General features: G+C 55.2%; 21 protein-coding genes. 5 read left to right on the top strand and 16 right to left on the bottom strand.

Annotated features, from left to right (window positions below; all coding sequences use genetic code 11):
• Nucleotides 1-178 precede the first annotated feature (178 nt).
• Both MIH19_RS17495 and MIH19_RS17500 read left to right on the top strand, forming a co-directional pair.
• A complete protein-coding gene (locus MIH19_RS17495; RefSeq protein WP_249006074.1) occupies nucleotides 179-682 on the top strand; it encodes a hypothetical protein in 504 nt (167 codons plus the stop codon).
• Between the two features lie 165 nt (nucleotides 683-847).
• The gene (locus MIH19_RS17500) at nucleotides 848-2317 is read left to right on the top strand and encodes a wax ester/triacylglycerol synthase family O-acyltransferase (RefSeq protein WP_249006075.1); all 1470 of its coding nucleotides are present in this window, start codon (nucleotides 848-850) and stop codon (nucleotides 2315-2317) included.
• Here MIH19_RS17500 and MIH19_RS17505 read toward each other — a convergent pair.
• The 3 genes from MIH19_RS17505 to MIH19_RS17515 all read right to left on the bottom strand — a co-directional run bounded on the left by MIH19_RS17505 (nucleotide 2310) and on the right by MIH19_RS17515 (nucleotide 3408).
• Nucleotides 2310-2747: an Rrf2 family transcriptional regulator gene (locus MIH19_RS17505; RefSeq protein WP_249006076.1), complete on the bottom strand. Its 438-nt coding sequence runs from the start codon at nucleotides 2745-2747 to the stop codon at nucleotides 2310-2312. The two genes, MIH19_RS17500 and MIH19_RS17505, sit on opposite strands and share 8 nt — an antisense overlap.
• A 29-nt stretch (nucleotides 2748-2776) precedes the next feature.
• Entirely contained in the window at nucleotides 2777-3094 is a 318-nt protein-coding gene (locus MIH19_RS17510; RefSeq protein ID WP_249006077.1) for a YbaN family protein, read from the bottom strand.
• Nucleotides 3095-3192: 98 nt separating this feature from the next.
• Nucleotides 3193-3408, bottom strand: coding sequence for a hypothetical protein (locus MIH19_RS17515; protein ID WP_249006078.1), 216 nt, complete (start codon nucleotides 3406-3408; stop codon nucleotides 3193-3195).
• 211 nt (nucleotides 3409-3619) lie between these two features.
• On the opposite strand from MIH19_RS17515, the gene moaA reads away from it, so the two are divergent.
• Nucleotides 3620-4612 (top strand): GTP 3',8-cyclase MoaA, encoded by a 993-nt coding sequence (gene moaA, locus MIH19_RS17520; RefSeq protein WP_249006079.1) that lies wholly within the window; start codon nucleotides 3620-3622, stop codon nucleotides 4610-4612.
• Between the two features lie 140 nt (nucleotides 4613-4752).
• On the opposite strand, the gene MIH19_RS17525 is transcribed toward moaA, so the two are convergent.
• From MIH19_RS17525 to MIH19_RS17555, 7 genes are all read right to left on the bottom strand, one after another.
• On the bottom strand, nucleotides 4753-5337 hold the full coding sequence (locus tag MIH19_RS17525; RefSeq protein ID WP_249006080.1) for a nitrous oxide reductase accessory protein NosL: 585 nt from the start codon (nucleotides 5335-5337) through the stop codon (nucleotides 4753-4755).
• A gap of 66 nt (nucleotides 5338-5403) precedes the next feature.
• Nucleotides 5404-6234 (bottom strand): ABC transporter permease subunit, encoded by an 831-nt coding sequence (locus MIH19_RS17530; RefSeq protein WP_249006081.1) that lies wholly within the window; start codon nucleotides 6232-6234, stop codon nucleotides 5404-5406.
• Entirely contained in the window at nucleotides 6231-7163 is a 933-nt protein-coding gene (locus MIH19_RS17535) for an ABC transporter ATP-binding protein (RefSeq protein ID WP_249006082.1), read from the bottom strand. The genes MIH19_RS17530 and MIH19_RS17535 overlap by 4 nt, the downstream gene beginning before the upstream one ends.
• Nucleotides 7160-8458 carry a nitrous oxide reductase family maturation protein NosD gene (locus tag MIH19_RS17540; protein WP_249006083.1) on the bottom strand — a complete coding sequence of 433 codons (1299 nt, stop codon included), beginning with the start codon at nucleotides 8456-8458 and terminating at the stop codon, nucleotides 7160-7162. The genes MIH19_RS17535 and MIH19_RS17540 overlap by 4 nt, the downstream gene beginning before the upstream one ends.
• A gap of 214 nt (nucleotides 8459-8672) precedes the next feature.
• Entirely contained in the window at nucleotides 8673-10571 is a 1899-nt protein-coding gene (nosZ, locus tag MIH19_RS17545; protein ID WP_249006084.1) for a TAT-dependent nitrous-oxide reductase, read from the bottom strand.
• Between the two features lie 58 nt (nucleotides 10572-10629).
• Complete coding sequence (locus tag MIH19_RS17550; protein ID WP_249006085.1) at nucleotides 10630-12795, bottom strand: NosR/NirI family protein; 2166 nt, start codon at nucleotides 12793-12795, stop codon at nucleotides 10630-10632.
• Between the two features lie 175 nt (nucleotides 12796-12970).
• The gene (locus MIH19_RS17555) at nucleotides 12971-13645 is read right to left on the bottom strand and encodes a viperin family antiviral radical SAM protein (protein ID WP_349292882.1); all 675 of its coding nucleotides are present in this window, start codon (nucleotides 13643-13645) and stop codon (nucleotides 12971-12973) included.
• A 941-nt stretch (nucleotides 13646-14586) separates the two neighbouring features.
• On the opposite strand from MIH19_RS17555, the gene MIH19_RS17560 reads away from it, so the two are divergent.
• Nucleotides 14587-15309 (top strand): dihydroxy-acid dehydratase, encoded by a 723-nt coding sequence (locus MIH19_RS17560; RefSeq protein ID WP_249006086.1) that lies wholly within the window; start codon nucleotides 14587-14589, stop codon nucleotides 15307-15309.
• 1 nt (nucleotide 15310) lies between these two features.
• A complete protein-coding gene (locus tag MIH19_RS17565; protein ID WP_249006087.1) occupies nucleotides 15311-16255 on the top strand; it encodes a DMT family transporter in 945 nt (314 codons plus the stop codon).
• A 411-nt stretch (nucleotides 16256-16666) separates the two neighbouring features.
• Here the strand turns inward: MIH19_RS17565 and MIH19_RS17570 are convergent, their stop codons facing one another.
• From MIH19_RS17570 to denD, 6 genes are all read right to left on the bottom strand, one after another.
• Nucleotides 16667-17542 (bottom strand): NAD(P)-dependent oxidoreductase, encoded by an 876-nt coding sequence (locus MIH19_RS17570; RefSeq protein ID WP_249006088.1) that lies wholly within the window; start codon nucleotides 17540-17542, stop codon nucleotides 16667-16669.
• A gap of 34 nt (nucleotides 17543-17576) precedes the next feature.
• Nucleotides 17577-18806, bottom strand: a complete 1230-nt coding sequence (locus MIH19_RS17575; protein WP_249006089.1) for an aldehyde dehydrogenase family protein — start codon at nucleotides 18804-18806, stop codon at nucleotides 17577-17579.
• Between the two features lie 213 nt (nucleotides 18807-19019).
• Nucleotides 19020-20294 (bottom strand): TRAP transporter large permease, encoded by a 1275-nt coding sequence (locus MIH19_RS17580; RefSeq protein ID WP_249006090.1) that lies wholly within the window; start codon nucleotides 20292-20294, stop codon nucleotides 19020-19022.
• Nucleotides 20291-20881 carry a TRAP transporter small permease gene (locus MIH19_RS17585; protein ID WP_249006091.1) on the bottom strand — a complete coding sequence of 197 codons (591 nt, stop codon included), beginning with the start codon at nucleotides 20879-20881 and terminating at the stop codon, nucleotides 20291-20293. Before MIH19_RS17585 ends, MIH19_RS17580 begins: the two co-directional genes overlap by 4 nt.
• Before the next feature lie 69 nt (nucleotides 20882-20950).
• Nucleotides 20951-21949, bottom strand: a complete 999-nt coding sequence (locus tag MIH19_RS17590) for a TRAP transporter substrate-binding protein (RefSeq protein WP_249006092.1) — start codon at nucleotides 21947-21949, stop codon at nucleotides 20951-20953.
• 52 nt (nucleotides 21950-22001) lie between these two features.
• The gene (gene denD / locus MIH19_RS17595; RefSeq protein WP_249006093.1) at nucleotides 22002-22973 is read right to left on the bottom strand and encodes a D-erythronate dehydrogenase; all 972 of its coding nucleotides are present in this window, start codon (nucleotides 22971-22973) and stop codon (nucleotides 22002-22004) included.
• Nucleotides 22974-22999 lie beyond the last annotated feature (26 nt).

The following is a 22999-nucleotide window of genomic DNA, read 5'->3' on the forward strand; positions in this document are numbered from 1 at the left end:
ATTCTGGCAGAGCCAACATGAACGAACCATGAACAAAACGCTCATCATGCTGTAAGTCGGCTTCACCTAGGATGCTCTCAACGTCATCACACAGCCCTTTGAATCTCTAAAGCGCAACAGCCACAACGAGTGACGCATTTGAACGATCTTAACAGCCGAATCATTCAGGAGTACGATTATGAAAATGTCCAAGAAAACCATCATCAGCACCGCCGTTGCATCCACGCTGGTAGCGAGCCTTGCGGCCGCATCCCTGGCCCAGGCAGCCGGCACGGTCGACGAAGCAAAACGTGCCGTTCAGATTGGCACCGAGTATGGCATTACTCACTTCCACAGCATTGAACTGGACGACGACTTCGGCCTTGCCGACAGCCGCATTGAGCTCGAAGGCTGGGTAGAATCCGAGTGGTATGTAGAGTTGGACGTGAACACAGACGGCAGCATCCAGAAAGAGCAGCGCCGCAAACGCAACGACGGCCCCTGGGGCATGTCATCAGAGCAGGCTTTGAGCTACATCGATGCCAGCGTAAATGAAGGCATGCAGCAAATTGGAGAAATCTCCGCCGACTCCCGTGGCAACATCGAAGTGGACGGCAACAACGCCAATGGCCAAGAACTGGAAATTGATTACCGCAACGACAGCATGGCCCCGCGTAAAGTGGAGATAGACGACCGCAGCTAAGTAAAAAACCACTGCTATCGGGGCTTAAACGCCGATAGCAGTCTTACCGTTTCTACAGAATTTTCTTGTGTCAGCATTCGTTTATCGTGACATTACCTCATATACTGACAGATCAGGGCTCACCGCCCTTTTTCATGTTCCATATACAGTAGGGGTTAACAAGGAATGAAACGCCTGGCAACATTGGACGCGTCTTGGCTAGCGGTTGAGTCTGACGATACCCCCATGCACGTGGGCAACTTGCAGATTTTCAGCCTGCCCGAAAACGCCCCTGCTACCTTCACGGGAGACCTGGTCAAAAGCATGAAGCAGGCCGGTAATGTTGAGCTCCCCTGGGGCTGCAAGCTGGTATGGCCAAGCTTTCTGGGCCGCGTTCTGGCGCCCACCTGGAAGCACGACAAGCACATTGATCTGGATTACCACGTACGCCACTCGGCCCTGCCGAAACCCGGCGGTGAACGCGAACTGGGGGTACTGGTATCGCGCCTGCATTCCAATCCACTGGACCTGTCGCGGCCGCTGTGGGAATGCCACATGATCGAAGGGCTGGAACACAACCGTTTTGCCCTGTACACAAAGATGCACCACTGCATGATTGACGGCATCAGCGGCGTGCGCCTGATGCAAAGGGTGCTGAGCAAATCCCCCGACGAGCGCGACATGCTGCCACCCTGGTCAGTACGCCCGGAAAGCCGGCGCGGCAACAAAACCGACAGCGAAGCCAGCGTGCCCGGCGCCATTTCCCAAGCTATGGGCGCCCTGAAACTGCAGTTGGATTTGGCGCCGCGACTGTGGCAGGCCAGCAATCGCCTGATTCACTCGGTACGCCACCCGGAAGACGGCCTGACCGCACCCTTCACCGGACCGGTTTCCAAAATCAATCACCGGGTTACCGGCCAGCGCCGCTTCGCCACCCAGCAGTATCAGTTAGAAGAGATGAAAGCCATGGCCCGCGCCTCGGGCAGTTCAATGAACGACATTGTGCTGTATTTGTGCGGCACTGCGCTGCGGCGTTTTTTGCTGGAACAGGACGACTTGCCTGAAACATCGTTAACAGCAGGCATACCGGTCAACATTCGCCCGGCGGATGACGAGGGCACGGGCACCCAGATCAGTTTCATGATTGCCGCCTTGGCCACCAACGAACCTGACCCGTTAACGCGCCTGAAATACATCAAGGAATCCTCGTGCAAAGCCAAAGAGCACTTGCAAAAGTTGCCCAAGAAAGCGTTGACCCAATACACCATGATGCTGATGTCGCCCTACATATTGCAGCTGATGTCTGGCTTGGGCGGGCGCATGCGACCGGTATTTAACGTAACCATCTCCAACGTTCCGGGGCCCACCGAAGACCTCTATTACGAAGGGGCCAAACTGGAAGCAATGTATCCGGTGTCGCTGATCACCCACGGCGGAGCGTTGAACATTACTTGCCTGAGTTATGCCGGATCTTTGAACTTTGGCTTTACCGGTTGCCGCGACACCTTGCCCAGCATGCAAAAACTAGCGGTGTATACCGGGGAAGCATTGGAAGAACTCAGAAACCTGCTATTACCGCCAAAGAAAAAAACCAGCCCGCGAAAACCTAAAACGGCCGCGAAAAAGAAACCTGCGGTGAAAAGCGACGTTAGCTGATCTGCAGCAGCCTCAGCAACTGCGATTGCTGTGGCTGGCGCACCACATCGGCTAGAGTGTAGGAGTCCAGGGTTGTTAAAAAGGCCTGCAAAGCTTCCTTTAACATCGATTGCAAGCCGCAAACCGGGGTAATGCAACACTGACTGTTCGCGGAAAAGCACTCAACCAAATTGAAATCCGGCTCGGTATCGCGCACTAAAGCACCAATATTGATGGAACTGGGCTGACGTCGCAGCCGCATACCACCGTTTTTGCCTCTCACTGTTTCTATGTAGCCCTTAAGGTTGAGTTGGTGCACCACCTTCATCAGGTGGTTTTTGGAAATATCATAGGCATCGGCTACGTCCTGAATGGTAACCAGCCGGTCGCCACAAGCCGCCAGGTAAACCAGCACTCGCAGCGAATAATCGGTGTAACGGGTGATGTGCATAAACTACTCCAGCTAGCATACAACTGACATCAATAGGTCGGACGGGTCAGCAAATAGCATGCAACAGCCACCAGCGTAATCCCCACTATTATTAAAACCAGCGGCTTAGCGCCGCCCCAGAACAAAAAACCCCAGCTTAGCGTCATCATCGAGCAGGCCAGCACTTTGGCACTGGCCGGAACGGCCTGGCGGGTGCGCCACTGCAAAATAACGGGGCCAAACTTCGGATGATTATCTAACCAAAAAGCAAAGGCCGGCGACCCCTTGCTGGCAAAAAAAGCAGCCAACAAAACAAAAGGGGTGGTTGGTAACACCGGAAGAGCGACCCCAATCACCGCAAAAACCATGGAGATATACGCGAGTACACGGAATCCAGTTTTGCGATAATGGTTTCTCATAGTGCTGATCTCACAGTCATTAAACTGTCGCTTCAGTATAACCTTGATCAGTGAACCGGTCTGCCCAAACGGCTCAGAAAAACCAGCCGTACAATATAGGCAATTTTGATACCCACCGCGAACAACAAGGTGCCAATGTGGGCCAGAACCTGCAGCATCATTGGCAATCGGCCTGCCAATGGGTACGCCAGAACAACGGTCACCAGCAGACCCAGCACCGACCAGACAATTGCGCTATTGGCACGAAACAGCATCTTTTCCATCTTTTTACCCTCTGCCACTTTTAAACATCTATTTTATAGTTATCTTTAAGAAAAGCACGATTTTTCTGACCTGCGAATGATCTAAGTGATGTGCGCGCAAAAATCAGGCAAAGCTACCCCGCCAGGGGTATCGGATTTCACGCTCCAGTCTGCGATACTCTGTGCAATAACTTTTAAAAGATTCGAACTGGCTGCTACGGGAACTGTGCCAATGTCTAACAATAAGCTGACAGATCGCTTCGGGCGCACCATCAATTACGTACGTTTATCGGTGACCGACCGCTGCGACTTTCGCTGTGTTTATTGCATGGCGGAAGACATGACCTTTCTGCCCCGCCAACAAGTGCTCACCCTCGAAGAAATCGCCAGGCTGGCGCGTAACTTTGTGGAACTGGGCACCGAAAAAATCCGCCTGACCGGCGGTGAGCCGCTGGTGCGAAAGGGCATCGTTGATCTGGTGAAAGAAATCGGAGGTTATGGCTTGCGCGATTTCGCTATGACAACCAACGGCAGTCAACTATCCACTATGGCAGAACCGCTGCGCAAAGCAGGGCTTCATCGCCTGAACATCAGCCTGGATTCGTTAGATGCCGATAAATTCCACAACATTACCCGCACAGGCAAACTGTCACAGGTTCTTGATGGCATAGACGCCGCCCGCGAAGCCGGTTTCCGTGGCATCAAATTGAACACGGTGGTGATGAAAGGCCGTAACGATATGGATGTGCCCGAGCTGGTCGAGTACGCCCGCCGCAAGCAGGTAGACATCACCTTTATTGAAGAAATGCCCTTGGGCGAAATTTCCGAACACGATCGCGGCGAAGCCCTTTGCACCAGCGACGAAGTGCGCGAGATCATTACCCGCCATCACGACCTAGTGCCTGCCACCGCCGACTCCGGTGGCCCGGCGCGCTATTACCGTATGGCAGACAGCCCGATTCATGTCGGCTTTATTTCACCCCATTCCCACAATTTTTGCTCCACCTGCAACCGGGTACGGGTAACGGTGGAAGGCCGTTTGCTGCTATGTCTGGGCAACGAACACTCCGTAGACCTGCGGCGAGTGCTGCGCGCCAACCCCATTTCTGACCAACGTCTGCAAGATGCCATCGCCCAGGCGATGGATCTGAAACCTGAGAAACACCACTTTTCCGTCAACGGTGAGGTGCAGGTGCTGCGTTTTATGAACATGACCGGCGGCTAAGGCGGCCCAGGCCGCTGCAGGTAAACCAATGTTGCCGTGACCGGTGCCTTTGCCACGATAGATTGCCTATTGGCCATCGGCACCCGTTTCGCAGAAATACCCACCAGCAGCTATGGTATAAAGCCACTGAAAAACCTCATTCAGTGCTTCGTTAAGCTATTGGTCATCGAGCCATGATCCATAGCTGCCGGGCTGGAAGCGTTCAGGTCAGACATTGTGATGTCAGCAAAGGGTTTTACATGACCACCGAATTCAGTGGCAAAGCCGTCGGCAACCTTGCTGTCTGCAAACGACGCCAACGTCGGGCCCATTGCGCCCATCCGTTTAGAACCAATCACGTAAAACGCCTCGCGGGCATCAATTAACGCCGTATCCACCGGGCTGCCCCACTCCGACTGCGCCATGTCGTGAACGTACAGAGTGTGATCGCGTTTGATATTTTCCGGCTGCAACACCCAAGAGAACATGTCTTTTGTGGAGCAGAACTTGTGTACCTGCTGTTGTTTCTCGGTAATCACCTCCCCTTTCGGGCCCGGGAAGCCGGTTATAGCCATGCCGCAAACGTGACACTCTTCGCCATCTTCAAAATGCACAGCCGCAGGCTTTTCTCTAACGACCCGCTCCGGCTCGGAACAACCTGTCAGCGCGACAAAGCCCGCGAGCAATAACAACAATCCCAGAGCGGGCGCTTTGGCAAACCAACTGCCTTTGTTAACAATACTCATCCAGCAAGACTCCATTTTACGAAACAATTTTTGAGTGACAGCCACCTGGAACGTATGCAGAGAGTTTTAGATCCGGCGCTTACGGAATAACGCCCAGGCGAGGGTCAAAGGTGCAACACACCACAGCACCAGCCCCAGCCAAAGGCCGCTTTGGCCGATGGGCAAGTCCTTGCCGAGACTCAGAACTCCACTGAGCTGACGACCCTCACCAAAGGCCAGAATATTCAACAAACGGTAGATGTCTGTCGGGTTCAGCATCAGCAACCACGGCAGCAGCTCCGGATTCAGCTTGCCTTCGCTGGCGACCAGTGAGCCCAGTAGCAGCAAGTCGAACACCAGCACAAAGAAGAACCAGATCGCCAAGGCCAGGCCCGCGGCAACCGGCTTCTCGCTAGCGCGCACGCTCACCACATAAGCCAGAGCTATAAAGCCCCAGCCCAGCAAAATGGTAGAGCCAATAAAACGCAACATCGCCAGTGCCAGGCTTGTAATGCCTACGTCTTCTACCAGCACCGCAATGGCAATACCCGCGACGCCAAAACCCAGAATCGTGGCAAAGGCCAAGGTCAGGCCGTGGCCCAGAAACTTGCCGAACAACAACTGGCCGCGGCTAAGGGGATAAGTCATCAGCAGCAATAAAGTGCCGCCTTCGTCTTCGCCGACAATAGCGTCGTAGGCCAGCAGCAGCGCGATCAGCGGAATCAGGAATATGCCCAGGCTGGCCAAGCTGGCGATGGTCGCCGGGGTGGAGGCGTAGCCAACCTGGCCGGACGCAGCCGCACCAAACCAGGCGATGCCCACGGCCAGAACAGCAAACACAATAGCGATGGCCAGCAGCCAGCGGTTACGCAAGCTGTCGCTGAGCTCTTTACGGGCGATGGTCCATACGCTGTTCATTGCACACCTCCGCGGTGGGCCAAGCCACCGGAGCCAATAAAGTGCACGTAAATGTCTTCCAGGGTGGGCTGATGAATGCCCACGTCCGCTACTTCGCCGGAGGCCATCAGTGCCGTCAGCAGTGGCATTTTATCGGCGGGGCGTACGTCTACCTGCAATCGGTTGTTGATGTTTTTTATCACCGGTCTGGCGACGCCGTTGCACTGGTGAATGGCGTTTTCCAGGGAATCCAAAGAGCCCGTTGGCTCCAGCATCAACGTGACCGGCATATTAGCTTGGCGCCGCAGCGCGTCCAGATTGCCGGAGGCCTTTAAGGCACCGTCGGTCAGAATCGCCGCGCGGTCGATGTAAGGCTCCACACCTGGCAACACGTGGGAGCAAAGTACAATGCCGGTCCCGCTGTCCCGCAAGGTGCGCAACAGCCGATACAGGTCGGCGGTCGCGACTGGATCAAGCCCCACCGTGGGCTCGTCCAACACCAACAGCTTGGGCTTTCCCAATAACGCCTGCGCCAGGCCCAAGCGTTGGCGCATGCCTTTCGAGTAAGTTTTTACCCGTGCGTTTATGGCGTCGTCTAACCCAACCTGAGTCAGCAACTCTGGCACCTGGCGCAAGTCTGCGCCCTTTAAGCGAGCGAAGTGCGCCAGAATTTCACGGCCGGTCAGCTGCGGGTAGAACATCACGTTTTCCGGCAAATAGCCGATGTGCCGAGTCACCTGTGGGTCACCCGCGTTGCCGTCCAGCACCGACAAAGAACCCCCTGCCGGCTGCATCAGACCAAGAACCAGCTTGATGGTGGTGGTTTTACCGGCACCGTTATGGCCAAACAGGCCCAGAATTTCCCCAGGCTCCAGGCGCAAATCCACACCCTGCAGCACGGGGGCTTTGTCGTAACGGTAACTGACATTTTCAAGACGAAAACAGCTCATTGCGGCTCCGCAGAATTCGGGTTAGAAACAGCCGATGGAACACGTTCAGGCTCAGGTGGATACATCAGCGGATGGGAATCCTGCACCCCGGCGGCCTTGATCACCGGGAACGCGTCCTGCACCCAGCGCAGGGTATCCACCGCCGGGCTGAACATCAGCACCTTGGCTTCCGGATAGGTCCACAACAGACGATCGACGTTGTCATTAGGCTCGTAAGGAACGTCGCCGGTGCCATCCTGATTTCGATCCCAGCCCAGATAGTCACTCCAGTAATTACCCACGCCATCTTTCGACCACTCCTGGGTGCGGGTGGCCACATACTTCACCTGACGCTGGTTATTCACGAAGGCATTGTTGAACATGGTGTTGTCTTCTGAGCCTGCGGTTAAGTGAATGCCAATATTGCTGTTGGCAAACACGTTATCGGTAAAGGTGTTGTACAGAGAGTTGTAAATAAACACCGCCTTACCCTCGGCACCCGACATCGCCGCTCCGGCAAACTGCCCCTTCGACACACCGGTAACCACATTGCCCCGCAACTCGGACTGGGTAATAAAATTCATCAAAATACCGTAATTCTCATCGTTCTCGGAACGATTATTCAGCACCGTCAGCCGCTTGCTCTGCATCAACGCATAACCGGTGCGCGTGTTACGGGTAACGTTGTTTTCCAGCAGGTTGTCCATCGAATACATGTAGTGAATGCCGTAGCGCAAATCGACCATCACGTTATTGCGAATGCGGTTGTGGTTAGAGGTTTCAATATAAATCGCATCGCGGGTCTGGCGAATGTCATTGCCTTCAATCAACGCGCCTTGGGTGTTGAACAAATGAATACCATTACCCCGATCGTTGGAACGCATACTGGCATTGCCACGAATCACATTACCAATAACCGTCGCATCCGGCGTGGCATCCAGCCACACGCCAAAGGCCGAACCCTGCAAGTTGTTGTCCGCAACCGTAACGCCACGCGCCTCACGGGCCACAAAAACCCCCGCATCCAACTCATTCAAATCCGAGCCCCAGTTACGCACTCTGCAGCCACTGAACGTAACGCCGACGGCTTCAATCAACACCGCATTGCCCTCACCGCCGCCATCAATCACCGTATCGGCATGGCAGCGAACCGTCACATTCGCCACCCGGATAACGATCGGTGGAACCTGTTCAGGTGGTAGCTCAAAAACCACCCCCGGTTCCAGCGCATCTAGCTGTTGCTGGATATTCGCTTGTGCGGTTAGCGATAGCAAAGCGACGGTCAGGACCGCCACTAAACGCAAAATTTGGTGCATCAAATCAGTTCTCAATATGGCTAACACTCGCCAAAGTTGGGTATGACACTGGAAGAACGCTTTTCAAAACTGTGCGGAGCCATGGATGGCGGAGCTCAAGCGCCACATGGATGTGCTTGAGCGTGTTTTGAAAAGCGTTCTTCCAGTGTCATATTCCTCCGAAACATTGTAAAAAGCCGAAGCCCCATTACAGGGCTCCGGCCAAACCACTTAATCAGGCCTTTTCGACCAACATCCGACCCGTCATCTCCATATGCAGAGCGTGACAGAACCAGTTGCAGTAGTACCAATGCACACCTGGTTTATCAGCCACGAACGTCACCGACGACGTCTGCTGCGGACTGATCTCCATGCTCACACCGTGATTCACCACCGAAAAGCCATGAGTCACATCCTCAATGGTGTCCAGGTTGGTCACATACACCGTAACCTCATCACCCTGCTTCACCGTGAACTCGGTTGTACCGTACATAGGCGCCACCGACGTCATATAAACCCGCACTTTTTTACCGTCGCGGATAATCTTGTTATCGCCTTCCAGCGTGACACCGTCTTTCTCGGCCTGGGCGCGGGCGCTGGCGAAGTACGGATCGTCACGGGTATAGATTTTCTTGGTTTTGATCTGATCACGACGCACCATAATGCAATCGTGTGGTTCGGCGAAGGCCGGGCCGTCGTGAACCAGTTTCATTTCATCGCCAGAAATATCGATCAGCTGATCGTTCTCCGGGTGCAAAGGCCCAACCGGCAGGAAACGGTCTTTCGAGAACTTCGACAGCACCACCAGCCACTTGCCATCGGCATCGCGGGATTCCGTCAAGGACGCGTGGTTGTGGCCTGGCTGGTAATGCACATCCAGCTTCTGGCGCAGGTAGTTTACGTCTTCACCGTTGTAATGCTTGATGGCGTCTGCAATGTTCCACTTCACCACCTGGCTGTCGATAAACAGCGTGGTGTAGGCGTTACCGCGGCCATCGTACGTGGTGTGAAGAGGCCCAAGGCCAAGCTCCGGTTCGGCGACAATCACGTCACGCAGCTCGATTTTGTCGTCAAACACATCGTCCAGTTTGTCGATGGCAATCACAGAACAGGTTGGCGACAGCTTGCCGGCAGCAATGAAGTACTTGCCATCCGGCGACGTGTTCACGCCGTGCGGGTTCTTCGGCACCGGAATGTAGCGGGTCAACGGGGATTTGCTGCGGCCATCCACCACGGGCACTTTGGAGTCGCCCAGAGTTTTGAAGTCGCCGTTTTTAACCGCTTGCTCGATGCGTTCAACGTTAAACACCACCACCCAGTCGCGGTCGTTGCGCATAGTACCGGCCAGATCTTTCGCTTTCTCTGAGTTGTAGCAGGTAGAGGCCGCGTATTTGCCGGTGTAGTCAGCGTCAGTGTTGTCCAGGTTGCCGTCGACAATCACCTGCCAGGCCATTTCCATGGTTTCCGCATCCAGGGCGTTGAACATGGTGTAGCTGTTCTCCATCGAGAAATCGCTGCCATCGTTCGGGTGCGGAATCACATATTCTGCGTTGCAGAACACGTATTTTGTGTAAGGCACTTTCTGCAGACGCAAACCGTGAATGGCCTGCACGTTAGGAACGTGGGTAATCTTATCGCACTTCATGATGTCCAGACGGATGCGGGCTACGCGAGTGTTGGCTTTGTCGTTGATGAACAGATACTTACCATCGTAACGGCCGTCAGTCATAGAGATGTGCGGGTGGTGACAATCGCCGTTCAGGAATTTGTTGTCGTGACCCAGTACGTCTTTGCTTTCGTTGGTCAGGCCCCATCCGGTTGCCGAATCCACGTTGAACACCGGAATACGCATCAGCTCGCGCATAGACGGTATACCCATTATCCGCACTTCGCCCTGGTGGCCACCGCTCCAGAAACCGTAGTACTCATCCAACTCGCCCGGGCCCACGTCAATGTTGTTGCGTGCTTTTTTGGCCGCGGCTGCAAACGCCTCACTGCTCATGACTGCACCGCCAAGGCCAGCCACACCCGCAACACCCGCCACTGCGGTGGCCCCCAGAAAACGCCGGCGGCTCAGGCCGGAGTGTTCTGTTTTCGCCAGTTCTTTTTGATTCTTCTCATGGTCTTTGCTCATGATGCTCAACTCCGTTTCAGTTTTGGGGGTTGTACTTTTTTCGTTATGGCACTGCTTTTCATTTCACTTCGACAACTGGAATCTGTTCCGGGCGCCCCGGCGAATTTTGGCCACGGCGCTTGCCGCGGTGCTTCACGATCAACGGCGGGCACTTGTTGTCGTCGAAATAAGTTACCTGGCAGTCCAGGCAGTAGTGGCATTCCATGAAATTGATGGTGCCGTCTGGGTGAATGGCCTGTACCTCGCACTCTTTTTCGCACAGGCGGCAGGGGGTGCCACATTCCTTGCGGCGCTTGAGCCAGTCGAATACCCGCAGTTTGGTGGGCAGCGCCAGCGCGGCGCCCAGCGGGCACAGGTAGCGGCAATACACCTTGCGAGTGAACAGGTTGATCACCAGCAACACCACCGCGTAGAGCACAAACGGCCAGGAGCGGGCAAAATGCAGAGTGATAGACGTTTTGAAAGGTTCAATTTCCGCCAGCCTTTCTGCCATCGCCATGGATTCCAGCGACACACCGAAAAGCACCAGCAGAATGATGTACTTGATGGCCCATAGGCGTTCGTGCACGGCAAACGGCACGTTGTACTGAGGTATTTTTAGCTTGCGGGCGATTTCATTCAGCAACTCTTGCAGCGCACCGAACGGGCACAGCCAACCGCAATAAACCGCGCGGCCCCAAAGCAACACAATGCCCGCCACCACTGCCCACAATATGAACATGATCGGGTCGATCAAGAACGTCTGCCAACTAAAGCCAGACATGAAGCTGTGTACAAACGTTAGTACGTTTACGATGGACAGCTGCCCTAGGGCGTACCAACCAATAAAGAACAGGGTGTAGGTAAGAAAGCCGTGGCGAATCCAGCGGGTTAAGTTGGGCCGCTTTACCAGCCAGTCCTGGAAGAACAGAACAAACAGCAGCACCAATATGCCCGCGCCCAAAACCACAATCTGGAACTGCTTCTGGTACCACACCTGAACCCACATGGGTTGGGTTTCCAGCCATTCTTCCTGGCTGACCACAACGTTCGCACGGGTGTAATACTGCTCGGGTAGCTGGTACTCCAGCGGGAACACCTGGAATTTGCTGTCCAGCGGGCCGGTCTGGCGTTTTACCGTCAGTTCGAGGGTCCAGGGCGTGCCCGGATCGAAGTTGTATTGCTGGCGAATGATGAAGATTGCCATTTCGGAAAAGTCCGGCATTCCCTCGCTGTACACATCGCTTAAACGATAAAAATCGAGATCGCGGAAGTTGAAGGTGTCACCAAACTGACGAATCTGAATGCGGTCGAAAATGCCGCCGCGCACATAGCCGGAGCCCTTGAACGAATAGGAGCCGCTGGCCATCACCGCAATAGCGTGTTCGCCTTCTTTCAACAGAGAATTCAGCCATTCGTGCTGGCTTTCACCCAGTAGATTGCGGCCAATGGTGGGGGCGTCCAAATAGGCTGTATACAGGTCTATTAATGGGTCTTCACGCTGATCGGGAGCGGCGGCATCTACGCCTTCCGCGTCGCTGCCTTTGAACGAGTCATCCACTTGGCCACGGGTCAGCAGCAGGCGGCGAATGGAGCCATCACCCGTCAGTTGCTGCCAGTTAGCTTGCTGAAACTGCTCGTTATTAACCTCGGCAATGGGTGGCCGCTTGATGCCGGCACCTTCCACCAGGCCAAGTTCTACGCCAACTCTGTGGGCCGTGCGCATAATGACTTCGTTCACCACCATCACCGTGACGGTAGCGCCGGACAGGCCGTCTACCGCTACCTTGCGCTCGTTGGTGTTGCCGCCCACAGTAACCCGCTGATCCGCTTTTAGGCCGGTGTACTGGTCGGTAAAGTCGTGCAGTTTGTACTCCGGGATACCGATCAGCAGAATCGGCTCGGAGTGATGAATCACGCGAGTTTTAAGGATTTCGCCGTCGGTATTCATCAATACCTGAATGTTCAGGGGTTTGCCGGAATAGGCGGGCGTTTGCACGAAGTCGAGGCTTTGGTAGGTGTAGCCCACCAATTCTTCGCCGGCGAAGAGCTCGCCAATGGCGCGATTGCTTTCGCGGGGGCGCACTTCGGTGACCTGGGGCAGGGTTTGCGTGATTACTTGGCGACCGGCAACCGGCTGGTATTTGTCAACGGGGTCGGCTTTTACATGGGTGACGCCTGCGAGCAGTGCCAGTACCAACGCCATGACAATCAGATTTACGATATTGCTGAAACGGATACTCACAACATGACCCCGCTGGCGGTATTTGCTGTACAGATTAGATTATTCAAAAGTAATTAAAATACCTCTTACGGAATACACCTAGGAGTCTGCGCGGTAGAAGTTTTCTGGACGGCTCTCCAGCCATCGCGAACCAAATGTTTCGCAAACCGATTAATGTCCTTATCCGAAGAGAACTTCATGCAGCGCCCCCGGCTTCCTTCGAATACCGTGAAAGAAACCGCTCGGGATTGAAGCTCACCTGCTCAAACGCTTTTTCAGCGCCAACCTCCAGAATAGGCTGACTGTACTGATACCCCGCTGAACATGGCGAGTTCTGGAAAAAGCGCCCCTGAGGATCAAACATAATGTACGACTCCTGCATGTCCTGGTTATCCTCAACCACCGCGATTGATCGATAAGCCGAGTGACGATCCACAAAAGCCCGGAACTGGTCGTCCGTAACGTTTGTCGATTGATCAATAACCGGCAGCGCCCTAAGAATTTTCCATTTCTTGGGCTGTATTAAGCCAACAACACTTGAGAGGTCATCCTTCCAGTTCAGCCGATTAACCACGGTATTCAGTTTCACCGTTAGTGCAGGATTACACCGCCTCAGAACCTCGAAAGAGCTGCTGAGAGAGCCCAAATCCAGGAACCGGCCCTGACTATCAACTCTCCCGATAAGGTTGTTGATGTCGGATTGTCCGGAGTCGATACTGACCCCGAGCATATCCAGGCCGGGAGCTAGTGATTTACAAAGCTCCTCAGTCAAAAACGAGCTGTTGGTAATCAAAGAAGTCCGAAGACCAATTCGGAGCGCGCGGTGCACAGCTGTCTGCACTGCCGAAGGAACGAGCAAAGGCTCCCCCACCTGCGACGTTCAAACGTGGATCGACACCGTAGAATCCAAACTTTCTGGCGGCGCCATCAGAACGGAAGAATCGTCCAAGCTCTGTTACCAAGGCACGAACCTGATGTTCCTCTCTGATTAAGTCCTTTATGCTTTCAGCGCGCTCCCAATGGGCATAACAATATCGGCATGAGAAATCACATGCCTCAGTCAGGTGCCAATTGACGACAACGGCTACGGAATGTGAGGTTAGACTCATAAAAGCTCCTATCGATTGATCGAGGAGCCAGAATGTCAGGCATCAAATCTTCCCAGTATGAAATCCGCCGTACCCCCCTTCTCACCCTACCGAGTTCAAATAAAGGAAGGGGGTACGCCACTTTTCAGTGATAGCGCTACCAATTTCGACAAGGATGGAGCCATCACCAACCAAGGAGAAATGTATGGCTACCTTTCCTTCTATTGAGACCGTATTGATGGAAATCCATCAAAGCCTGGAACTCAAGCAAGATCAGACGGTAATCCCCCCATTTTTAAAGGGGGTGCATTCAACCGGTCATGACAACACCTTGGTTTCTCGGGGGGATTACCGAGCACTGCTCACGGAACTCCTGCAAACTCTCATGAGAGACAATATTTGGATCTTACAGAGCAGAACATCATTGACAGAACGTTAGCCCGCTACAACAGCCTTGTTGGTGCCGACTTCTTCGAGCCCATTGTGTGCGACGTAATGCCGAGCTATGCTATCTCTCTCAGTCATATAGCCAACCGCCTGTCCGCAGTGCTCATCCGAGTCATTCGCTCAGCCACCCAGAATCCAAAACTAATCCTTCACCATTGTTGACATACCTTTATTTTCGTATGTATCGACGCCGCAGTGAAGAGAGCGTACTGTAATCGACTCTCCGATAGGTTTCAGGGGGATTATTTAATCTTTATTTTGGGCGTGGACGGGAACCATGGCAAATTTTCCCCGAACAACACCTGAGCAGTTGCGTTCACGTTACTGGTTCGATAATCCCGACCACCTCGGTACCACGATGCTTTGCATCGGGCGCTATCTCAATTACGGCATCACGCTAGGTGAGTTGACTAGCGGGACGCCGATTACTGGTATTTGTCAGTCAGGGCCTGTTTTAACCCCGTGTAACCGCCATCACATCGATTTGGTTAAGCAGGTTAAAAACGGCATTCGCGCCGCAGGTGGCGTGCCGTTCGAATTCCCCTTGCACCCTATCCATGAGAACGTGCGGCGGCCAACCGCCACGCTGGATCCTAATCTGACCTATTTGAGTTTAGTGGAAGTGCTCTCCGGCGAGCCGATGCTAAACGGTTGGCACGGTGCCGGGCGGTTGAGCTCGGGAACGATTATCTGGGAGCTACGAAAGCGCCTGGCGGAGGGCGATATCGACTATGTAGAGTTCCTTTCCCGAGCCAGCGATTCAGCGCCTTCGCTTGGGCAATACAAAACGATGGCCGAAGTATTTGGCATTAAGCTGCCTGGCTCGGCGGTGATACCTGCGCTTTATAACGAGCGGGCGAAGGTACCCTACGATACTGGCACGCGGATTGTAGATGCGGTGTGGGAGGGCATGAGGCCGCTGGATCGCGGTATGAAGTTGGCGCCAGCGACCAAGTATCGCGATGCGCCCCGCCAGCATCCGCCGAGGGATAATCACTAAAATGAACCGTTTGAGTGCCTTGTCGCATCGCCAGCAGGGCCTGCTGTTTACCGGCGGCGGAGCGTTGATAATGGCGCCTGATGCCTTGCTTATCAAGGTGGCCGACCTGCCCGATGCGGAGATACTGATGTGGCGCGGCTTCCTCTCGGCATTAGGCTTTTTGCTGATCGCTCTGCTGCGCTATGGTCGTGGAACGCTGGCAGCCTATCGTCGCTGCGGCTGGACCGGCATCGCCGTCGCGCTGCTGTTCAGTCTGACGACCTGTGGTTTTGTGCTTGGTAATCAGTACACCAAGGCGGGCAACGTGTTGATGATACTGGCCAGTTCGCCGTTAATCGCTGCCGTCCTCTCCTGGATCATCCTTAAAGAGCGTTTACCCAGGAGAACGTGGCTGGCGATTTGGCTATGTATGGTCGGTATCGCGATGATCGCTTTGGATGACGCAGACGCAGGTTCCTGGATAGGCAACGCTTTCGCCTTGATGGCGGCGACTACCTTAGCGATTAATTTTACCCTGTGCCGCACTCGCCCGGGCATTGATATGAGCCCGATGCTGGTATTTAACGGCATTATTATCGGTAGCGTCGCTGGACTGTTTTGGCTTGCGGGCAACGAACCGGCACTGCCAGAGAGGAGCCAGCTCGCCGTGGTCGTTTTGCTCTGCTTGGTCATTGTTCCCTGTGGCGTGACGCTGCTGCAGCGTGGGCCACTGTATCTGCCCGCCGCCGAAGTGGGCTTACTGTTGCTGCTGGAAGTGGTGCTGGGCACGCTGTTGGCTTGGTGGGTCTTGGGTGAAAAGCCCGCGTCAGTGGCCCTGCTCGGTGGTGGGCTAGTATTGGGCACTCTGCTGGCCAAGAGCCTCTACGAACGGCGGCTGGAAATGAGGCAGCGGGCGGGCTTAGAGCCTGATCCGCCGATAACAGCAGACCGGTCAGGTACGGTATAATTGGCAGGAATTGAAATAGGGAGCGGATGCAGGCTCTGAGTAAAACGCGCTCGATGGGCCTCCGTGATACCTCGCCATCAGTTCGCTCATCTTCTCGGTGAGACATCGAAAGTAGAAGCGTTCCGGCAGAGCGTGAAGTTGAGCGCCAAGGTGGCGGCAGCCATGAGGACAAAGGGGTTGCCCACCCAAGACCCTATCCCGCTACCATCGAGCACGACCAACACAATACCCAGCATGCAGATTCCAATCGCTAGCCAAGTCCGGTGATCGCTCGGCGAAGATCAGCCGGGACAGCAGAGCAGCGATCAGCGGCGCTCCTGCAGGGATAAGAAGGATGTTACCCGCCTTGGCGTACTGATTACCAAGCACGAAACCACAGGTCGTCAGACTCAACAGCAGCGCATCCGTCCATCATTTCTCATCCGCTAGGACGCGGATGATTTCCGGCACCGTCAGGTCCTGATCATGGACACCCGTATACAGCGCCTCGACGGCCTCTGCGACCAAGCGGCGAGCCCCCAACTCACCGGTCATGGCGCGGTAATAACCTAGGTCCTTAGTGGCATTGGCCACGCTGAAATTGAAACCGGATGGGTCGTCGGACGCGATGAAGGGACGCAGGCGATCAAAGACGACACCGCCGCCGCCGCCCTTACCCACTACTTCGAGAAAAGCAGCATCGTCAATCCCTGCCCGACGCGACGCCGCCGCGGCCTCGGCCAGCACCGCCGAGAAACCCAATGATACGAAGTTGTGCAGTAACTTTAGGGTGTGCCCAGCCCCCACATCGCCGGCATGGGTGATATTCTCGGCAAAGCATGCAAGTAGCGGCCTCAGCTCCGCGAAAAGCTCCGGGGAGGCCCCGACGATCAGGTTCAGGCGCCCCGCCTCCGCCTCCTTGGGCGTCCGGGTCATGGCAGCATCCATAAAACGCCCACCGGCCGCGGCTATACGCTCAGCCACTCGCTCGGTCGAACTCGGCAAGGCCGTAGAGCAGTCGATCACCGCGCTCTTCAACGCCAAACCCTCCAGCACTCCATCCGGCCCGAATAGTGCCGCCTCGACCTGAGGCGAACCGGTCACGCAGAGCAGCACTACCTCTGCCGCTTCGGCCACTTCGCGCCCGGATGCCCTAGAGGTTGCGCCCGCGGCCAGCAGATCATCCACCGGCTGATTACCAGGATGATCCATAAAGTCGAGTCGGTGCCCGGCCTTGAGAATGTTGCGAGCGATACCGTGCCCCATTAGGCCCACGCCGACCAAGCCGATACGCAACGATTGCGTCATAGTATGTCTCCTAGTTTGAGTGACCCGCCACCCCTCACCCATGTCGAATGGCGACAGTCTTAATCCGAGTATAGCTTTTCAAGCCTTCAAAGCCTTTTTCGCGCCCATGTCCGGAGCGTCCGACGCCGCCGAACGGCAGCTCGATCCCACCTGCGGCACCATAATTGTTGATAAACACCTGGCCACTGCGCACGCCTTTGGCCAGACGCAACTGACGTCCGCCATCGCGTGTCCAAATGCCAGCGCAAAGACCGAAATCGGTACAATTGGCCAGCACCATAGCCTCGGCTTCGTCTTCGAAGTGCTGCACGGCCAGTACCGGCCCAAACAGCTCCTCACGCAGCACTTCGTGTCCCTCAGGGATCTCAACCAGAAGCTGCGGCACCACGAAGTGCCCCTCTTTCGAGGCCCCTTTCGCCAGTCGCCCGCAAGCCAAGGCGCGGACGCCGTCCGCGCGAGCCCTCTCAAGACATGCTTCCAGCTGGGACTTCTGGCGAGCGTTGATCAGCGGGCCGCAGTCGGCATCCGCTTCGCCAGCGTCGCAGCTCAGAGCGGAGAAGCGCTCTGCGAGACGGCTCAAGAAGACCTCGGCTATCTCACGCTGGACCAGCAAACGGCTCCCTGCGGAGCAGGTCTGTCCGGCATTCTGGATGATGCCCCGCACTATCGCCTCCAAGGCAACTTCCAAATCGGCATCTGCGAAAACGATCTGTGGTGACTTTCCGCCCAGTTCCATGGTGACCGGGACATGATGCACGGCCGCCGCTTGAGCCGCCAGAGTGCCGGTCTCGGGCGAGCCCGTGAACGAGAGGTGTTCGATGTCTGGATGTGCCGCTAAAGCGGCACCGGCCTCGAGTCCCAGACCAGGGACGACATTGAGCACGCCTGCCGGCAGACCGTTCTCCACGGCCAGCTCGGCCAAGCGCAGCACGCTGAGACAGGCCTCTTCCGCCGGTTTAAGTACCACGCTATTACCCGCAGCCAGAGCCGCTGCCACACAGCGGCCGAAAATCTGCGTGGGATAGTTCCAAGGGATGATCTGCGCGCAGACCCCATAAGGCTCGCGCCAAGTCATTACCGCGAAGTCGTTTTCGAAGGGTATCGTCTCGCCGTGTAGCTTATCCGCCGCACCGCCGTAGAACCGGAAGTAACGGGCACAGGCGCCGACATCGCCGCGCGCCTGGGTCACCGACTTGCCGGTATCGACGCACTCCAGGGCAGCGAGCCGCTCGTGATCAGCCTCGATGATCGCGGCGAAGGACATGAGCCACTCGCCCGGAAAAGGCGTCGGCGACGGCCCTGACCGCCCCATCTACCTCTGAAGCCTGGCAGCGTGCGATGCGGGAGATGAGACGCCCGTTTGACGGCGACTCCACATCCAGGGTCGCCTGGGTCACGACCCAGTCGCCACCGATCAACGCCCGGCTCGGCGGCATCTGAGGTAGGAACTGCATGGTGTTTTTCCTTGTCGTTGCCATCAATAAAGCAGGTCGACCAGCCCCATCGAGATCCATGGCATGTACGTAATGGCGATCAAGCAGGCTAGTACCACCAGCACAAAACGCATCAGCCATGGCAATAGCTGATCAACCGATAGCTTGGCCACCGCGCAGGCGGCAAATAGATTAACCCCCAACGGTGGGGTAAACATACCGAGCGCCAAGTTCACCACGACGATCAGCCCGAAATGCACTGGATCAATCCCGTACTGTACCGCAATTGGGGTGAAAATCGGCGCAAGTACCAGAATCGCAGCGGAGGTCTCAATAAACATCCCCACAATCAACAGCATGACGTTTACCGCTAGCAAGAACGAAATTTGGCTGTCAAACACCACAGTGACCCAACCGGCGACTTCATTTGGCAGTCCGGAACGGCTGATCAGAAAACTAAACAATGATGCCGCCGCAATGATCAACATCACGGCTGATGTGGAAATAACGCTGTGGCGCAAGATTGGTATCAACTCCTTGAGGTCCAGCTCCCGGTATATAAACCCGCCCACGATAACCGCATAAACCACTGCCACAGCGGATGCTTCTGTCGGAGTGAAGACACCGCCATAGATTCCACCAATCACGACCACCGGCATAAGCATGGCTATCCAAGCGCGTTTCAGAGCAATAGGAAAGACTTGGCGATCTTCATGATCACGCAAGCCATAGCCCCGGACTTTGCAAAACAGATAGAGGAACAGCAGCAATGCACCGCCGATAAGCAGACCCGGGCCGATGCCCGCTATAAACAGCTTACCAATAGAAGTGTCAGTGCTTACCCCGTACAAAATAAGCGGAATAGATGGCGGAATAAGTACGCCCAATTCTGCGGAGGAAGCTTGGATAGAGGCTGCCAGCGGGCGAGGATATCCGTGCTTAACCATCGCCGGAATCAAAATGGAGCCGATGGCGAAGGTTGTCGCCACACTGGAACCAGATACCGCTGCGAACATCATACAGGTGAGTACGCAAGTCATCGCCAGCCCACCCTGCAGGCCGCCGACCATTGACTTAGCGAGGTCCACAAGGCGCCGGGAAATTCCGCCCGCAGCCATCAGGTTCCCGGCAAGAATAAAGAAGGGAATGGCCATTAGTGGGAAGTTATCGAGGCCGATAAACATCTGCTGAGGCACCAGCAGGAGGGGCAATCGTGAGAAAAACTCAATACCAATAATCGAGGCAAGCACTATCGACACCGCGATCGGCACACCCAGGCTGAACAGTATGATCAGGGACAGTCCAATCGCAGCATTCATGACTTGACTCCCCGTACAGATTCGTCTGGTGCCAGTCCTGAATGCGACTCGACCGGTTCTGTCGATACGGTTTCATCGGTCGGCACTTCACTATCTACCGGCCCTATGTCCTCAAACCCCATAGCCTGTGCTATCAACCGGGCCACAATAGCGACTAGTGCGAATAGCGCACCAGTGGGCATAGCAGCGTAAACCCAGCCAATAGAAACCCCAAGGCCTGACAACATCTGCGAACGGACACGCCAAGTCATAGCTGTACCATAGTAGACCAATACCAAAAACACGATGACACAACTCAGGGCAACGAATGTTTCTAGCCAGATCAGGCGCCGTTTTGGCAACAATCTGTAGATCACTTCGACCGACATCATCATGCCCCCACGAAAGCCGGCGGCCGCGCCTAGAAGGACACACCAGATCATAGCGGAGCGAGAGATAACTTCAGACCAAGTTGAGGGCGCGTCCAGAAAAAACCGGGTCACCACCTGATAAAAGCCGAGGGACACCGAAATGATCAGCATGGCCATCGCTGCCAACATGGACAACCGGGTGGTCCAGCGTTCAAATTGCAGGAAATGATTCACCATAGTGATGGTCCTGTGGTGTTAACAGCCCGGTATCGTTAACACCGGGCTGTTGCTGACGTGACAGCTTACTCAGCAATCGCTAGCCTGGATAAGGTCCAACATCTTGCTGCCATACTGATCTGTATATATTTTGTACGCGGGCTCCGCCGCCTTCTGGAATGGCGCCTTGTCGATATCGGTTTCGACCTCCATGCCTTTGTCACGAAGCAGCTTCACGCCGTCTCGCTCAAGGCGAGATACTTCGGCACGGGTGGCCGCTGCAGAGGCTTTAGCGGCCTTGAAAAACCAGCCGCGCTGCTCATCGGTCAGGCTGTCCAGCAATATCGGAGAAGCCAAGACGATCGCTGGCGAATAAACATGGCCAGTGAGTGAAAGGTAATCTTGAACCTCCCAGAACTTGGTGGCCACGATCACCGTACTAGGGTTTTCCTGACCATCCACAGTGCCCTGCTGCAGCGCAGTAAACACCTCTGGGAACGCCATCGGCGTGGGATGAGCGTCCATTTGCTTAAACGCTTCCATGTGTACTTTGTTCTCCATGGTACGAATCTTCAGGCCGGCCAAATCCTCAGGCGTCCTGATTGGGTGCTTACTGTTAGTAATATGACGGAATCCGTTTTCTGACCAGGCTAGACCCACAAGATTATTCTCGCTCATCTTGTCAAGCAGGGACTGACCGATATCGCCATCCAGGACACAACGGGCCTGCTCGTAGCTCTTGAACAGAAACGGCAGATCCAGTACATAGGTTTCCGGTACAAAGTTACCCAGCGGCCCGGTGGAGGTAATCACTACATCGACGGTTCCGATCTGCAGCCCCTCAATCATGGCGCGCTCGCCACCGAGGGACCCAGAGGGGTGCTCGAGAACTTTGAATTCGCCGTCACTCAGGCGTTCCAGAGTTTCCTTGAACGCGTCAGCACCTACTGAGTAATGAGAACTGTCCGATAAGGTATGTCCCAGATTAATGGTTTGTTGTGCCTGAGCGTTGATCGTCATCAAGGCCAACGCAGCCGTGAAGCCACCCATGGAAAGTGAAAGCATGCGTCTTAGGGATTTTGTTTTCATTGTTGATCCTTTGAGTTGCGGTTACACACTTATGATTCCCCCTGACTTACGGTCAAAGGGTCTTGTCGCGCTCATCGAGGAAGGCCTCGATAATTTCGCGAAAATCGCTGTCGCCTCTAAATCCCAGCGCGTTAGCACGGTGGTTATTAAACTGTCCGGGCCAACTGGCAACAATAGCTTCAATACCTGCATCGGGCTTATGCTGTACGCGAGCTAGAGACTCGTCGCCGCCAACCTGACGCAGGCTTTCCAGCATCTCGGCTACGCGTACGGTGATGCCCGGCAGCATAAGACTACGTCGGCTACCCAGATCACGGCCGGATATCTCAGCGCCATGTATCAATGCGTCGATCACCCTTCTCGGTGACATCACGAATAGCTCAAGGTCAACTGACACGGGACACACTGCGTCCTTTCCGCTAAGCGGTTCACGCAGGATGCTGGAGGCAAAGCTGGACGCTGCCGCATTAGGAAGCCCGGGGCGGATCACAATAGTTGGCAATCTCAACACCCGACCATCGACCAGTCCGCGACGACTATAGTCATTAATGAGAAGTTCACTCATGGCTTTTTGAGTACCGTACGAGCTTTGTGGCGTCAGGGCCGTCAGGTCGTCAAGCACTTCGGGCAGGTCGCCCCCATAGACTGCCACCGAGCTGGCCAAGATTAGTCGTGTGGTTGATAACCCACGCAATCGGCACCCTTCCAGCAATGTCCGGGTGGCGTCAAAGTTGACTGCTAAGCCCAGATCCAGATCAGCCTCGGCGGCAGAGCTGACCACAGCAGCGAGATGGAAAATGACATCAGGACGCTCGTCCAGAACAGCATCCAGCGCGCCGGGCAAAGTAATATCGATGGCATGACTGGAAGCTTCAGGAGATGAGCTCGTGGGCACCTCAGGCTTCACCTGATCGATCAGAGTGATTTGCGTTAGCCGCTGACCGCTGAGTTCGCCGCGAACAACCAGCGCTCGCGTCAGGCGTTGACCAAGAAAACCGGCAGCACCCGTGATCAGTACGTGCATGACTATTTCCTTATTGTTATGAATGT

The organism is Marinobacter sp. M1C (assembly GCF_023314135.1).
Lineage (GTDB): Bacteria > Pseudomonadota > Gammaproteobacteria > Pseudomonadales > Oleiphilaceae > Marinobacter.